The 14,499-nt window shown below is 61.9% G+C and carries 15 protein-coding genes; 8 read left to right on the top strand and 7 right to left on the bottom strand.

Annotated features, from left to right (window positions below; genetic code table 11):
- Nucleotides 1-352 (bottom strand): RidA family protein (locus tag H6B51_RS02730; RefSeq protein WP_204882223.1); only part of this gene is annotated, 352 nt, incomplete at its 3' end.
- A gap of 207 nt (nt 353-559) precedes the next feature.
- On the opposite strand from H6B51_RS02730, the gene H6B51_RS02725 reads away from it, so the two are divergent.
- Complete coding sequence (locus H6B51_RS02725; protein WP_204882222.1) at nt 560-1,225, top strand: helix-turn-helix transcriptional regulator; 666 nt, start codon at nt 560-562, stop codon at nt 1,223-1,225.
- A gap of 223 nt (nt 1,226-1,448) precedes the next feature.
- On the opposite strand, the gene H6B51_RS02720 is transcribed toward H6B51_RS02725, so the two are convergent.
- A complete protein-coding gene (locus H6B51_RS02720; protein ID WP_204882221.1) occupies nt 1,449-2,030 on the bottom strand; it encodes a rubrerythrin in 582 nt (193 codons plus the stop codon).
- Nucleotides 2,031-2,175: 145 nt separating this feature from the next.
- On the opposite strand from H6B51_RS02720, the gene H6B51_RS02715 reads away from it, so the two are divergent.
- The 3 genes from H6B51_RS02715 to H6B51_RS02705 are packed head-to-tail and all read left to right on the top strand — an operon-like array spanning nt 2,176 to nt 4,235.
- The gene (locus tag H6B51_RS02715) at nt 2,176-2,913 is read left to right on the top strand and encodes an ABC transporter ATP-binding protein (RefSeq protein WP_204882220.1); all 738 of its coding nucleotides are present in this window, start codon (nt 2,176-2,178) and stop codon (nt 2,911-2,913) included.
- 1 nt (nt 2,914) lies between these two features.
- On the top strand, nt 2,915-3,838 hold the full coding sequence (locus H6B51_RS02710) for a SufB/SufD family protein (protein WP_204882219.1): 924 nt from the start codon (nt 2,915-2,917) through the stop codon (nt 3,836-3,838).
- The gene (locus tag H6B51_RS02705; RefSeq protein ID WP_204882218.1) at nt 3,822-4,235 is read left to right on the top strand and encodes a PaaI family thioesterase; all 414 of its coding nucleotides are present in this window, start codon (nt 3,822-3,824) and stop codon (nt 4,233-4,235) included. The genes H6B51_RS02710 and H6B51_RS02705 overlap by 17 nt, the downstream gene beginning before the upstream one ends.
- A gap of 22 nt (nt 4,236-4,257) precedes the next feature.
- On the opposite strand, the gene H6B51_RS02700 is transcribed toward H6B51_RS02705, so the two are convergent.
- The 3 genes from H6B51_RS02700 to H6B51_RS02690 form a co-directional block, all read right to left on the bottom strand.
- The gene (locus tag H6B51_RS02700; protein ID WP_204882217.1) at nt 4,258-4,593 is read right to left on the bottom strand and encodes a hypothetical protein; all 336 of its coding nucleotides are present in this window, start codon (nt 4,591-4,593) and stop codon (nt 4,258-4,260) included.
- An 88-nt stretch (nt 4,594-4,681) separates the two neighbouring features.
- Complete coding sequence (locus H6B51_RS02695; protein ID WP_243421108.1) at nt 4,682-5,104, bottom strand: ATP-binding protein; 423 nt, start codon at nt 5,102-5,104, stop codon at nt 4,682-4,684.
- Between the two features lie 113 nt (nt 5,105-5,217).
- Nucleotides 5,218-6,180, bottom strand: coding sequence for a sensor histidine kinase (locus H6B51_RS02690; protein WP_335342091.1), 963 nt, complete (start codon nt 6,178-6,180; stop codon nt 5,218-5,220).
- A 279-nt stretch (nt 6,181-6,459) separates the two neighbouring features.
- Between H6B51_RS02690 and H6B51_RS02685 the strand changes: the two genes are divergently transcribed.
- From H6B51_RS02685 to H6B51_RS02675, 3 genes are read left to right on the top strand one after another with little or no spacing between them, the layout of a single operon-like run.
- Nucleotides 6,460-7,140, top strand: a complete 681-nt coding sequence (locus H6B51_RS02685; RefSeq protein ID WP_204882214.1) for a response regulator transcription factor — start codon at nt 6,460-6,462, stop codon at nt 7,138-7,140.
- A 17-nt stretch (nt 7,141-7,157) separates the two neighbouring features.
- Nucleotides 7,158-9,476: an ATP-binding protein gene (locus tag H6B51_RS02680; RefSeq protein ID WP_204882213.1), complete on the top strand. Its 2,319-nt coding sequence runs from the start codon at nt 7,158-7,160 to the stop codon at nt 9,474-9,476.
- Between the two features lie 11 nt (nt 9,477-9,487).
- On the top strand, nt 9,488-9,727 hold the full coding sequence (locus H6B51_RS02675) for a hypothetical protein (RefSeq protein WP_204882212.1): 240 nt from the start codon (nt 9,488-9,490) through the stop codon (nt 9,725-9,727).
- 51 nt (nt 9,728-9,778) lie between these two features.
- Here the strand turns inward: H6B51_RS02675 and H6B51_RS02670 are convergent, their stop codons facing one another.
- Nucleotides 9,779-10,660 (bottom strand): GNAT family N-acetyltransferase, encoded by an 882-nt coding sequence (locus H6B51_RS02670; protein WP_204882211.1) that lies wholly within the window; start codon nt 10,658-10,660, stop codon nt 9,779-9,781.
- A 3-nt stretch (nt 10,661-10,663) separates the two neighbouring features.
- Complete coding sequence (locus tag H6B51_RS02665; protein ID WP_204882210.1) at nt 10,664-12,121, bottom strand: eCIS core domain-containing protein; 1,458 nt, start codon at nt 12,119-12,121, stop codon at nt 10,664-10,666.
- Between the two features lie 227 nt (nt 12,122-12,348).
- Here H6B51_RS02665 and H6B51_RS17580 point away from each other — a divergent pair, with 227 nt between their 5' ends.
- Nucleotides 12,349-14,469, top strand: coding sequence for an ATP-binding protein (locus tag H6B51_RS17580; protein ID WP_243421102.1), 2,121 nt, complete (start codon nt 12,349-12,351; stop codon nt 14,467-14,469).
- The last annotated feature ends 30 nt before the right edge of the window (nt 14,470-14,499 follow it).

The raw sequence follows: 14,499 nt of genomic DNA, 5'->3' as shown, positions 1-14,499 counted from the left end.
CCACCAGGGCGTCCTTGGGCAGACGGGCCACCTCGACGGCGGACCGAGCGGGGAAGTTGCCCTCGCTGAAGAAGGTGGCGTACACTTCGTTCATAGCGCCGAAGTTGTTCATGTCGCTGAGGAACACGGTGGTCTTGACCACGCTGTCCATGGTCAGGCCGGCCTGCTCCAGAATGGCCTTCACATTGGTGAGGGACTGGCGGGTCTGCTCGGCAATGCCCTCGGGGAAGGCGCCGGTGGCGGGGTTCAGGGGCAGCTGGCCGGAGGTGAACACCATGCCGTTGACCTCGATGGTCTGGGAGTAGGGGCCGATGGCGGCGGGAGCCTTGTCGGTGTTAACGATCTGCTTCATAGGAATCTGTCTCCTTTGTTTTTATTTTGTGAGATAAATTTATCACGAAACCCGCCCCTTGTCAACGGGTATCCAAGACAGATTCCCAAAATTCCCGACAGTCTCAGGTGTAGCCGCCCTTGCGTGAGAATTTTTTCTCATTTTCGCGCTGGTTTTTCTTGCTCCCGCCCCCGCTCTCCGGTATACTGGAGAAAAGGAGGTGGTCGGATGGCAGACGGCATTCTAGATCAATTTTCCAGGCTCACGACCTTTCTGGGCCTGGCCCTGGGGCCAGACTATGAGGTGGCTCTCCACGACCTGACCGACAAGCACTGCTCCATCATCGCCATTGCCAACAGCCACGTCAGCGGCCGGACGGTGGGGGCTCCCCTGACCAACGTGGCCCTGCAAATTTTAAAGGACGGCAGCTACCGTCACTCGGACTATTTGGTGCATTACCCCGGCCTGTCCCGGGAGGGAAAGCCCCTCCGGTCCTCCACCTTTTTCCTGAAAGAAGAGGGAGAGCTGGTGGGGATGCTGTGCATCAATTTTGACGACAGCCGCTACCGGGCGGTGAGCCAGGCGGTACTCCAGCTTTGCCAGGCCGCCGGACTGGAGGGGCCGGAGGAGGCTCCGGCATCCCAGATCCCCGAGCGGTTCCACAACTCCATCCAGGGGGTGGCGAGGGAGGCGGTGGCCCAGGCCCTGGCAGGGCTGGGCCGGGAGGCCGGCCAGCTCACTCCCGAACAGCGCCAGCAGCTGGTGTCCGCCCTGGAGCCTCAGGGGATCTTTTTGCTGAAGGGTGCGGTGAAGGAGGTGGCCCAGGCCCTGGGCTGCTCTCAGGCCACCGTCTACCGCTACCTGTCCCAGGCCCGGCGGGAAGAAGAGCTTTGAGGGCCGAAAGGCCCTGGGGCACTGGATTCATCTAATGTCCCCGGGCCTGAGTCTGATCAGAATCAAGGGGGCTGCCCCCACCGCTACGGCAAAGTGTCTGGCGGCGGAGCTTCCATAGCAATACAGAACATCCTCGGGCAGAGCGTCGGCAAAGGCCTGGGTGCTGGCCGCTCCCTGTGCCACAAGGGTCAGGCAGCCCCCTCTCCCGGTGGGATGTATTCTGTTACAGCCCCTCCAACACCCCCCGGATGGTCCAGGCGTGGCTCTCGCACTCCTGGGCGCACTCCTGGAAGAGCTCCTCCAGACAGGAATCGGCGGTCCCGGCCCCGGCGGCCCGATAGGCCGCCGCGCCCCGCTGACAGTCCCGGAACTCCTCCCGGAGCTGGACGGGCACCGGTTGGAGGGGCATCCCATCCCCCGGCACGGCGGGCCAGTACCGCACCCCGGAAATGAGGAAATAGGCGGTGCTCAGCCGCTTGGCCCGGCGGCGCTTGTCGGCTGCCAGGGCCGCCAGGCTCCGGCTCCCGCTTCCCTGTACCCGCCGGGTCAAAAGCTGGCAGCGGCGCTGGCCCGCCAGCTCCTGGTCAATGAAAGCCCGCAGCTGATCCCCCCAGGCCGCCGAAGCCTCTCCCAGGCAGAGGCAGGGGACCTCCGTCTCTTCCGCCGGCTTCACCATCACCGCAGGCAGAGCTTCCTCCGCCGACTCCAGGACAATGGGGCAGCCTTCCCGGTCCTGGGGCATCACCCGGTTCCACACCCGTTGAAAGACTTCCCGGTCGCAGGTGGGCAGCAGTTCCTGTTCCATGCGCATAACCTCCCGTTTCTGTGTAGATTCCCCCCATTCTATGTCCCCCATGGAAGATTTGCCCCTGGGCAGGGTTGTATTTTCCCGTCGTCCGTGTTAAAATATACATTCCTGGAATGAACCATATACAAAGGAGAGACTGCATATGCTGGAGATCAGCCATCTCAGCTATCAGGTGGAGGGCGAGGAAGGCCAGGAGCTGGGTATCCTCAACGACGTGTCCCTCACTGTGTCAGACAACCAATTTGTGGTCATCACCGGCCCCAACGGCGGCGGCAAGACCACCCTTGCCAAGGCCATCATGGGCCTGGTCAAGCCCACCGGCGGCTCCATCCGCTGGAATGGCACCGATATCACCGATCTGAATATCACTCAGCGGGCCCGGCTGGGCATCAGCTACGGCTTTCAGCAGCCCCCCCGCTTCAAGGGCCTGAAGGTGAAGGACCTGCTGGCCCTGGCCTCGGGCAACCAGAAGCTCACCCGGGAGGAGAGCTGCCAGTACCTCACCAAGGTGGGTCTGTGCGCCGGGGACTATATTGACCGGGAGGTGGACGCCTCCCTGTCCGGCGGCGAGGTCAAGCGCATTGAGATCGCCACCATCCTGGCCCGCAAGACCGGGCTGATGATCTTTGACGAGCCGGAGGCCGGTATCGACCTGTGGTCCTTCGCCAAGCTCACCGAGACCTTCAAGCTCATCCACCACAAGCGGGAGGCCACCCTCATCGTCATCTCCCACCAGGAGCGGATCATCGATCTGGCCGACGAGATCATTATGATTGGAGACGGCAAAGTGCAGAAACACGGCCCCAAGGAAGAGATCTTCCCCCAGATCCTGGCTAACACCAGCACCGGGTGCACCTATCTTTCGGAAGGAGCGAAGTAACATGGATCAGGCAGAATGGAAGCTCCTGAAGGAGATCGCCGACCTGGAAAAGACCCCCCAGGGGGCGTATAACATCCGCCGCAACGGGCAGCTGGACTCCCGCAACAACACCGCCAACATCGAGATCACCACCAAGGAGGAGCCGGGCAAGTCGGGCATCGACATTACCATCAAGCCGGGCACCAAAAACGAGTCGGTGCACATCCCCGTCATCATCAGCCAGACCGGCCTGAGCGAGATGGTGTACAACGACTTCTTCGTGGGCGAGGATTGCGACGTGGACATCGTGGCGGGCTGCGGCATCCACAACACCGGCTGCGAGACCAGCCAGCACGACGGCGTCCACACCTTCCACATCGGCAAAAACTCCAAGGTCCGCTATGTGGAGCGCCACTACGGCGAGGGCCCCGGCACCGGCAAGCGGATCATGAACCCCCAGACCGTGGTCTACCTGGAGGAGGGGGCCTCCCTCAGCATGGAGAGCGTCCAGATCCGGGGGGTGGACTCCACCAAGCGGGAAACCCGCATCGTGGTTGGGGCCGGGGCCGAGGCGGTCATCACCGAAAAGCTGCTCACCCATGGCCAGCAGACCGCCGAGAGCGACATGGAGATCATTCTGGACGGCCCCGGCGCCACCGGGCGGGTGATCTCCCGGTCAGTGGCCCAGGACGACTCTGTCCAGGTGTTCTATCCCAAAATGACCGGTAACACCAGCTGCTTCGGCCATGTCCAGTGCGATTCCATCATCATGGGGAACGCCCGGATCTCCTCTATCCCCGCCATCGTGGCCAACCATGTGGATGCCCAGCTCATCCACGAGGCCGCTATCGGCCGTATCGCCGGAGACCAGATCCTCAAGCTCATGACCTTGGGCCTCACGGAGCAGGAAGCGGAGGAGAAGATTCTGGATGGATTCCTACAGTAAACTGCTGGAGCGGGTCAACTCCCCGGGCCACTATTCCACCTATTCCGGCATTCAGGTCACCCGGATCGAGGGGCGGGAGGCCGAGGGCAGACTGGCCATCTGCCCGGAGAACCTGAATCCCATGGGCATGGTCCACGGCGGCGCCATGGTCACCCTGGCTGACACGGTGGCGGGCTGCGCCGCTTTTACCAGCGGCAGGGTGTGCGTCACCCTGGATTGCACCATGCAGTACCTGGCTCCCGGCACCGGCAGCTGGCTGCGCTGCCTGGCCACCCCCAAGAAGCTGGGCAAAACTATTCTGGTATACGATGCCGTCATCACCGACGACCAGGGAGAAACGGTGGCGACCGGAACCTATACCTTCTTCGCCAAAGAAGAGCAGGCGGAGATCCACTGATGGCAACGGGCCTGTCGCGGCGCTACGCGGCAGGCCCGTTATGATTTTCCTCCAGCAGATCCCACAGCCGCAGCAAAGCGGCCAGCAGCACCAACAAAGAGGCCCATCGGTTGATCTGGGCAGACCGTCCTCCGTCCTGCCCGGTCTGAAGGGCCAGACAGAAAAAATAGCCCAGGGAGAGCACCACCAGCACCGAGCTCTCCCGCCGCAGAGGGGATACGTCCACGGTACGCCCCGCCGCCAGGCCCTGCCGCTGGCACAGCAGGGCCCGGAAGGACAGCAGGAGCGCCCCCAGCAGCACCCCCAGAAACAGCAGGGATTTGTCGGCCTGGGCCAGCTCCCCGCGGATCTCCTCCATATGACCACCCCCTCTTTCCATATTATCCTCCGGAGAGGCGCAGGGTGAAAAAAGCTGGCCTGCCGCGTGCGCGGCAGGCCAGAGGGGATTACGCTTTTTCTTCCTTCTCGTGGAGGGTCTTGCGGAGGGTAAGGATATTTTTTCCATTCTCATAGCGGTAAGCCACATGATCCATGCTCTGCTTCACCATGAAGATCCCCAGGCCTCCAATCTCCCGTTCCTCCGCCGTGAGGGATACATCCGGATCCGCCTTAGCAAGGGGATCATAGGGAACGCCGTTATCCAGCAGCTCAATCACCACCTGGACCGGAGGCCCTTCCTCCACCTCACAGCGGATGGTTGCCTCGCCCTGCCCGGGGGTATAGGCATAATGGGCAATGTTGACGTAGATCTCCTCTACTGCAACATCGATTTGAAACTGCGTCTCCATGGGGCATTGGAACCGCTCCAGCTGCTGATCCACAAAGGCGATCACCTTGTCCAGATTTTCTACGGTAGCGGGAATCGTCATGATCTGCACAACGTCAGTCCCCTTTCCATCGAGATCTCTTGATACAAGTATAAGCATGATCCGCCCGGTTGTAAAGAGCTCCCAACCAATCACAGGATGATTTTAGATACTCTTTAGGAACCAACAGTCCCGGACGGCCCCGAATCCGCCAGTGGAAGCGTAAAGGTAATGGTCATACCCTGGCCGGGCCGGCTGGAGGCAGACACGTCGCCGCCCTGGGCCTGGATGGACCGCTTCACCAGGTAGAGGCCGTGCCCCTGTCCACCCCTGCGGTTAGAGCCCTGGTAGCTCAGGTCAAAGATACGGCCGGTCTCATCCTCCGCCAGTCCCATGCCGTCATCCTGAAAGATAACCTGGGCCTGATCGCCCACCTGGCTGAGGCGGATAACGATCAGCCCCTCACGGCCCATGTATTTCCCGGCATTCTCCGCCAGATTGTAAAAGATCTTTCCCAGCAGATCTCTGTCCGCCTTGACCCACAGCTCATCCTGAGTAGAGACGCACTGAATACCAATTCCCTTATTGCCCAGCACATTGGACAAATCCAAGGTAATCTGACGGGTAAGCGCCACCAGATCCATCTGATGACAGTCGGGGGAGGACATGGCCCGTTCCCGGGAATTCAGCATGTGGCGGGCCAGCGTGTCGTTAATGAATTTGGTGCGCTGAAGGATCTTATCCAGATATTCCTGCCGCTGCGCCCGTTCCAGATCGTCCCGGGTCAGCAGTTCAGTATAGCCCTGGATGATGGACAAGGGCATCCGCAGCTCATGGGAGATGGCGCTGCGCAGCTGCTCCTCCCGCTTGAGCTGTTCGGCTTTAAGTTCCTTCTCCCGCTGGATCGACCGGAGCTTTTCCTGCTCCAGATCCTCTCCCAGCGCTTTCAGATCCCTCTCCAGCTGTCTGATCTTACGAGCCCGGTAGTCTGCCAGCAGCCCCAGCGCGATGGCCGCCGCCGCGGGCACTATCAGGGCAAGCCAAACGGGGCAATGTCCAATCAGTCCAGTCAGGACCATCCAGATGGCCACTCCCCAAAAGGGCCAGGAGGGTATATTTCGTCGCTCCAAATTCCTCACCTCGGTCACGGATTGAGTCAGGGGGAGCCGCCTCTGCCACACACGTTAATATATCAATAATATAGACTCCGGCATAAAATGTCAATCATTTATCCCTTCTTTCGACATTGAAAGAAAGGATACATGTTCTGCCGGCATAGCAATGATACCCGTGAGTTTTGCATATTGATTACCGGTTTCCTGTATGATATATTATCTCTGTATATATGTTTGATTTATCGGTGGAGCCTGCTGTGCCCGCGCGGACAGCCAGGGCTCATTTCATAGGCGGTGATGTTGATGCGGACCACGCTGATTGTAGAAGATGACAAGGACCTGGCGGAGTTGACCGCCATCCATCTGCAAATGGCGGGCTATCAGACCGAGGTGGCCCACACCCTGGCCAAGGCTCGAGAATGTCTGGACCAAAAGGAATACGATCTGGTCCTGCTGGACGAAATGCTGCCTGACGGTCTGGGAAGTCAGCTGTGTCAGACCATACGGGACCAGCACACCTGTCCCATTATCTTCATGAGCTGCAACGACGACAGCGATACCATCATTACCGCCCTGCGCAGCGGCGGGGATGATTATATGGTAAAGCCTTTAAACTACGAGGTGCTGCTGGCCCGGGCCGACGCGGTGATCCGCCGTTCCGCCGCCCAGCGCCCCCACGGAGCGGGGCACCTGCGCCACTTCCGCCACTTTGCCATCGACGAGACCCGACGGCAGCTGGTACGGGAGGGCACCGCAGTGGAGCTGTCCTCCATCGAGTATGCCCTGCTCCAGTATATGATCCAGCACCCCAACACCCTGCTGCTCTATCACGACCTGTATCAGAATGTGTGGTCCAGCGACAGCCTGGGAGATGTGCGTACCGTGATGGTACATATTTCCAATCTGCGAAAAAAGCTGGATCCTGACCGCATCGGCATCATCAGCACGGTGCGCAACGCCGGGTACATCTTCTCCGACCTGTAACAGAAAGGACAGCTGCTATGGATTTTGACGCGCATTTTGCCCCTGAGACCCGAAATACACCCTACTCCAGCTACGAGGCCTATACCAGCCAGCTCTTTGCCTGCGTGGACCGGCAGCTATCCAGTTACATTCGGGATCTGATGTCCCTGTTCGCCCAGGACAACGGCGGCTTCAAGAACATCCTGTATCCCGATATTGAGATCGCCTTTGACCTGTGCAACAAGCACCTGAACGACATGGAGCGGGGGATGGAGGGGTCTGACGACTTCCAGAGTACCACCCCGGAGGAACCCCTTGAGGACGACGGCCTGGGGGACCTGTTTGGCGACGAGATGATGAGCGATCTGTTTTCTGCCTTTGCCGACGAGGGAGGTATAGCCGCTCTGAAGGAGCGGCCCATTGAGGAGCTGCTGGACCACGTGGCCGCCCGGGCCGCCGCAACCGACCCGGAGCAGGTGCCTATGCCCCTGTATCAGCTGTGCGCCAAGCTTGAGTTCTCCCCCTTTGCCACCTTCGCCTTCGCCTGCGCCATCCTGTCCTCCACCCAGACCAACTACGCCTCGGTGTTTCAGGTGATCAACCAGAACGGCGGCCTGTCCGCCCCCACCATTGAGTCCGCAGGCCGGGTGTTCTATGGGGACCGGTTCTCCATCACCTCGGCCTACGGCCAGATGTCCAAGGCCCTGGAGCAGCTGCGGCCCATCCTGAATCTCCAGATCAACGACGCCATGCCCTTCTCCACCCAGCTCTCCCCGGACAAGCGTATGATCGACTTTCTCTTCGGCCTGGACCCCATTCGCCCTGACGAGAACTACAAGCGGTTCTTCAACCTGCTGGACCTGTCGGTCACCGAGAACCCCTTTATCGCCAATCCCCAGATCCTGGACGCGGTGAACATCAACTACAACGACGGCGGCCATATCTTCTCCCTTTTCGGGGACGAGGGCTCTGGCCGGAAGTTCACCATCGCCCACTTCTGCAAGCAGCACAGCCTGCGTTGCGTCACCCTCAACTGCGCCAAGCTCTTCGTATACGACTTTCGCTTTGTGGACCAGGCCCTGTGGTCTCTGGCCCGGGAGTGCATCCTCACCGGGGCCTGCTGCTGCCTGGACAACCTGAGCTACCGGGAGGACGAGAAGGACAAGTTTTTCGGCTATCTGGACCTGGCCTTTGGCAAGCTGGTGGCCCACGACGTGACTATCTTCGCCGTCAGCAAGGAGAAGCTGCCCATGCGGGAGGTCACCACCCTGGACTATGCTCAGCTGGAGCTGCCCACCCCCAACAACGGCGAGCGGCAGCAGGTGTGGAAGCATTACGCCCAGGGCTACAGCCTGGGTCCCGACGTGGACCTGGAGGAGCTGGCCACCAAGTTCCTCTTCACCCCCGGCAAGATCAAAAGCGCCCTCCACCAGGGCCGCAGCCTGTCGGCTATGGATCGGGAGATCCAGATCTCCCGGGCCAGCATGTTCAAGTCCTGCAACAACCAGATGAGCCACGAGCTCACCCAGAAGGCCACCCGGGTGCCCGCCAACTTCGGCTGGGACGACATCGTTATGAACCCCGACCAGCGTCTGGCCCTGAAAAACGCCTGCGACCAGCTGATCTACCGCAAGCAGGTGTACGAGGACTGGGACTACATGAAGAAGTACCAGTACGGCCGGGGTCTGTCGGTGCTCCTCTTCGGCGCTCCCGGTACCGGTAAGTCCATGTGCGCCCAGGTCATCGCCCACGAGATGAACCTGGAGCTCTACCGGGTGGACCTGTCCAAGGTGGTGGACAAGTACGTGGGCGAGACGGAAAAGTCCATCTCCATGATCTTCCGGGAGGCCAAGAAGTGCAACGTGGTCCTCTTCTTCGACGAGTGTGACACTCTCTTCGCCAAGCGGTCTGACGACGGCGGCTCCAACCAGTCCTCCAACAACAACAAGACCGCCCTGCTGCTCCAGGAGGTGGAGGCCTACGACGGCGTGTCCGTGCTGGCCACGAACTACAAGCACAACATCGACCCGGCCTTCTTCCGCCGGATGAAGTTCATCGTGGAATTCCAGTTCCCCGACGTGGAGACCCGGAAGGTGCTGTGGAAAACCACCATCCCCAAGAGCACCCCCCTGGCCGAGGACGTGGACATCGACTTTTTGGCGGCCCGGTTCGAGTTCGTGGGCGGCAACATCAAGAACTGTATCCTCAACGCCGCCTTCCTGGCCGCCGCTGATCCGGAAGCCGGGGGCGAGGTCCACATGAAGCACTATCTCCAGGCCATCAAGTACGAGTTCGTCAAGACGGGCAAGGTCTTTACCCGCAGCGACTTTGAGCCCTACGCCAGCCTGGTGCTGTAAAGGAGTCCTCTATGAGCTGGAGAAACGGTATGCTGGACGAGCGGATCGAGGAGCAGAAGAAGAAGAGGCTTCGCCAGGTCCCGCCCCCCGATGAGGAGATGGAGGAGGAGATGGACCGGCCCCAATTTATCCCGTTGAATATCCGCAAAAGCGCCTTTGACAGCGACGAGGGCAACCGCACCCCCGGCATCAACACCATGCCCTCGGTGTTCCAGCGCCAGGCGGTGTTCCACACCGAATCCGATACATAATCCAACAGGCCCCGCTGCATGGCAGCGGGGCCTGTCTCGTGTTTTCCTTGTTTATCCCAACCGTTCCAGCTCCAGGCTGGCCCTGCCCTCCCGCCACAGCTGGAGGGTGCCGCCGGAGATGGTCCGGGCCAGGGCCAGGGAGGTATCGTTGAGGGCCTCCAGCCAGCACACAAAGTCCCCGCCGAACCAGATCAGCCCCTGGTGGATGGCGGCGGTGACCAGCTGGAGGAAGGCGGCGGGGTGGGCCCCCTGCCGTGACACGGCGGCCAGCACCGCCAGGGCGTCCGGCCCGGTCTGGCCGCAGAGGAAGTAGGCGGCGATCCTGCCCCGGTACCGGTAGCAAAAGCTCAGCTGGGGGGTGAGCCGCCCGGCCGCCTGGCCGGGCCGCAGCCGGGGGTCGATCGACGGGTCGGCCTCCAGGTCGGCCAGCTCCTCCGGGGTGAGCCGGTCAAAGGGGACAATATTCCCGTCGGGCCGGAAGGCGGGGGAAAAGGCCCGGCGCACCGAAGGGACCCGCCGCAGCATGGCCATGTCCAGCCGGCAGATGGGGGTCTCGTCTGTCTCCGCCCGGAAGCCCCGGGCGGCCAGGAAGGCGGCCAGGGTCTGCCCCTCCTCCTCCGGCAGGAACCAGGAGGCCTCTGTCCGCCGGGGCCCGGTCTGGGCCAGCAGGGCCTCCAGCAGCGCGGAGCCGACCCCCTGACGGCGGATCTGGGGGTCTACATACAGGCTGGAGAGAGTCAGCCCTTCCCCCTCCGCCCGCCCCGCCACGGCGGCGCAGGCCCGGAGGTCGCCGGTCACCGCCCCCAGGGCGGTGAGGCCGGGCATTCCACCCCCTATGGCCCGGACGGTATCCCCAGTCAGATAGGGTACGAAGGCGGGGAGCAGGGCGGCGTCAATGGCGCGGAGGCCTATCGCACCGTGGTCTGTATCCATGGGTTACCCCCGGCCGGCGGCCCGCTCCTGGAGCCGCCGGTCCAGCTCCTCCTGGAGCTGGATGTACCGGGCCCGCAGGGGACGCAGGGACTCGGGAACACTCTCCTCCGGCAGGTTGGCCATCTTAGGCAGAGAGCCGATGGTGCGTCCCATGTTGACTGCCACCCGCTGGCTGGAAGGATTGAGCCGCTTGTCTACTGCCGCAGCATTGGTGTTTCCGCCTACCGTATTGACCAAGGTCTGAAGGGCAAAGCCAGAGGCGCCGGAGGTCCCATACTGATTCCCCTTAAAGACATCCGCTTCGCTTACGCCCTGGGAGAAGTTTGAAATATATTCCAGGGATTGATCGCTGAGCACATACTCACTAAAAATGTCCATCGCCCGGTTGTTCAGCGCGTCAAAGCCGGCGCCGGTGGCATAGGCCAGCTTTTCCATCCGCCCGTCGGCCGCGGGGACGATAGCGGAGCTCACTGTCTCATCGTTGAGCATGGCTTCGGTGTCCAGACCGCCGGCCTGGGCGTTGAGAATCAGATTCGTATAGTCCTCGCCCACATTGTCGAAGATAGACCCACGCATGGCTTTGTCCGCCTGGGCAGTCACATTTTGAGAGGTGCGGATCCCCAAATTCACCAGGGCTCCCGACCGGTCTCCGCGGGCAAGACTCTGGTTGGAATTATCCAGGAAGGTATTTCCGTTTTCATCCTTTTCCAGAAGGCTGCTCTGGAATTCCTGGGCCTTGACCGCCCCGCCGCCCATACCTACCCTGGCGGCCTGGGCAGGCAGGCTGTTGACGAGGTTGACCCGGCCGTTTCGGATCTCAGCCTGATGCTGCTCCTGGAGCTCGGCCTCCCGGGCCCGCATGGCCTGCATATAGGCCAGAGACTCCGGCGAGGTATCGGGCTGGGCGGAGATCAAGCCATTCTTTTTGGGCTTTTTGAAGAGCTTGGCCTGCACCGGCCCGGCCAGGGAGGGGGCGGGCTCCCCACTCATGGGGGTGATGGTCCCGCCGCTGAAGCTGTCCACAGCGGAGGCCGCCTTTTTGCCGTCGGCGTCGGCCTTCCGCTCCAGTGCGGGATCGTTCAAAAATCCGCTGCCCGACACCTCGCCCCGGGCCAGGGAGGCCACGTGAGAGAGCTCATGGCCCAGCAGCTCCAGCCCGGCGGAGGAACCGAAGTTCAGCTTGCCGGGGGCAAAGGCCACCCGGTTGCCCGAGGCGGCGGCCTCCGCCCCGTTCTGGGCCACCACGGGGCTCTCATACAGGCGGACGCCGGAGAAGTCCGCCCCCAGAGTCTCCTCCATCTTGGCCTGGACGGGCTCCGGCATGGTCCTGGCCTCCCCCAGGGAGGCAAGCAGATCCCGGTTGCCGGGACCGGCGGACTGACGGACAGGGGAATCGGCAGGGGTAGAACCACGATGGAGCCGGACGGTCTGCTCCGGCTGTAATAACTTACTGCGGCTCATAGGAAAACCTCCTTTTCAACCTAACTGGGAATGATCTCCGCAGACGGGAGCGGCAACTTTGTTTGGTTCCATCTTAGTATAAATTTTGTTGGCTGTAAAGGCATCCGGAGGCTTTGGAAAAACCTTTTAGCCAATCTTTAGAAAAGGTGCCGTTGGACAAATTGACAGACGTCGGCCACCGTGCCACAATAGATAGCAGGAAACATGATGGGAAAGGAGCGACACGTATGATGGAGGAACACCGGGGAGGGCCCCCCCCGCTGCTGGAGGACTATCTGGCCTGGCTGGATGGGCTGTGCTCCACCTGCCTGTCCATCCAGCAGGCCCAGTGCCCCGAGGCCTTCCAGGGTCGGGGAGTAGTCGTACCTGAATCTCAGGTCACCTTGGCCCTGTCCGGCCAGGCTCCCATGGAACCCCAGGCGGGCTTTGCCGATCATCTGGACCAGCTCCGGCGGCGGGCCACCCAGTCCCAGGAACCCCTGGCCGTCCTGTTCCGGCGGCTGGAGGCGGGCGCTTTTCAACAGCTGGTGATCCTGCTGGCCCTGGCCCCTCAGGTGAATCGAAAGTACGAGCGGGTCTTTGCCTATCTTCAAGACGATGCCCAGGCACGTCAGGCCACCCTGGGCCTGGCCGCCGACCTGTACGCCCTGGTGGCTCCTCTGGAGGAGGGAGAGCTGTTTGCCCTGGGTGACCAGTGTCATCCCCTGAACCGGTACCTGCTGGTTTGTCCCGCCGGTCGAGACCAGGGGGCCGCCCTGGGCCTGGCCAGACCTTTGGTGCTGCGGCAGACCGCCCTGCTGGCTCTGACGGGCGCGTCATACCTGCCCGAACCTTTGCCTCCGGTGTGCTCCCTGCTTTCCGCGGAGGAGCAGGTGGAACCCCTCACCCACCAGGAGCTCTGCCAGCAGGCTGCCGCCTTTGCCTCCCATTTTCTTGCGGAGGATCGCCGGGGGACCGGCCTGCTTCAGCTTTACGGCAGAGAGAACACCGGTCGTCGTTTCATCCTGCGCTATCTGGCGGGGCGGACGGGCCGAAATGTGCTGTGCATCGACTGTGGCCGGCTGGCCGTCCTGGGGGACGACGCGCAATCGGCCATCCTGGAGACCGCCCTGTCCTGGTGCTGGCTCAACCGGGCGGTACCCGCCCTATACCACTTTGATTTCACCGACCACGCCCAAGGGGCGCGGCTGGAGCTGGCCTATCGGATGCTGGAACCCTTCCGGCAGACAGTGCCCCTACTGGCCCTATGTGGAGAGAGGCCCCTGGATCTGCGGTATGACGAAAGCTTCCGCATTCTCCAGCTCCACATCCCCCAGCACACCATTGGAGAGCAGCGGCTGTTCTGGCAGACCTTCTCCGAAGGGGCCAGCCTGCCGCTGGCGGAGGGACTGGACCCGCTCGGCCTGGCCAACGTCTATTCCCTCACCCCGGGACAGATCAAGCAGGTGGTATCCATTGCGGAGATGGACGGGATCTCCCGAGGAGAGACAGCCATCACTGCCCAGGGAATCTCCCGGGGCGTACGACTCCTGTGTTCCCCCAGGCTGGCCCAGCTCACCCAGCCTCTGTCCCTTTCCTTTACCTGGGCGGATCTGATGCTGGAGGAGGAGCCCCTGGCCCTGCTGCAGCAGCTGTGCGACCGCATCCGCTACCGCTGGCAGGTCAACGAGTGCTGGGGGTTCGACCGGAAGCTGCCCTACGGCAAGGGGGTGTCGGTGCTGCTCTACGGCCCTCCGGGCACCGGCAAGACCATGACCGCCCAGGTGCTGGCCGGGGAATTCGGCCTGGACGCCTACCGGGTGGACATGTCCCGCGTCATGGACAAATATATTGGCGAGACCGAGAAAAAGCTGGGCGAGCTCTTTGACGCCGCCAAGGACTCCAACGCCATCCTGTTTTTTGACGAGGCTGACGCTCTGTTCTCCAAACGCACCGAGGTCAATGATTCCAAGGATAAATACGCCAACGTTGAGACCGCCTACCTTCTCCAGCGGATGGAAGCCCACAACGGCATCTCCATCCTGGCCACCAACGCCGCCCAAAATTTTGACGAGGCCTTCAAACGTCGTATCAGCTTTATGGTACACATCCCTATGCCCAGTCCGGCCACCCGCCGCCGGCTATGGCGTGCGGTCTTTCCCAAGGACGCTCCGCTGCAAGGGGTCAATCTGGACTTTTTTGCCGATCGGTTTGAGCTGTCGGGCAGCTCCATCAAAAATGTGGCGGTATCCGCCGCCTTTCTGGCCGCTGCCGGCGGGACTCCCATTACCCGGGATCTGCTGGCCCAGGCGGTTCGGGACGAATACCAAAAGACCGGCCGGGTGCTGATGGAGCATGAGCTCTATTGACGACGCAGCACAGAGAACGGGGCTGCCGCG

Source organism: Pseudoflavonifractor phocaeensis, from assembly GCF_016901955.1.
Taxonomy (GTDB): domain Bacteria; phylum Bacillota; class Clostridia; order Oscillospirales; family Oscillospiraceae; genus Flavonifractor; species Flavonifractor phocaeensis_A.
Note: the sequence above shows the minus strand (reverse complement) of the source record. Positions and strands in the feature narration are given on the sequence as shown.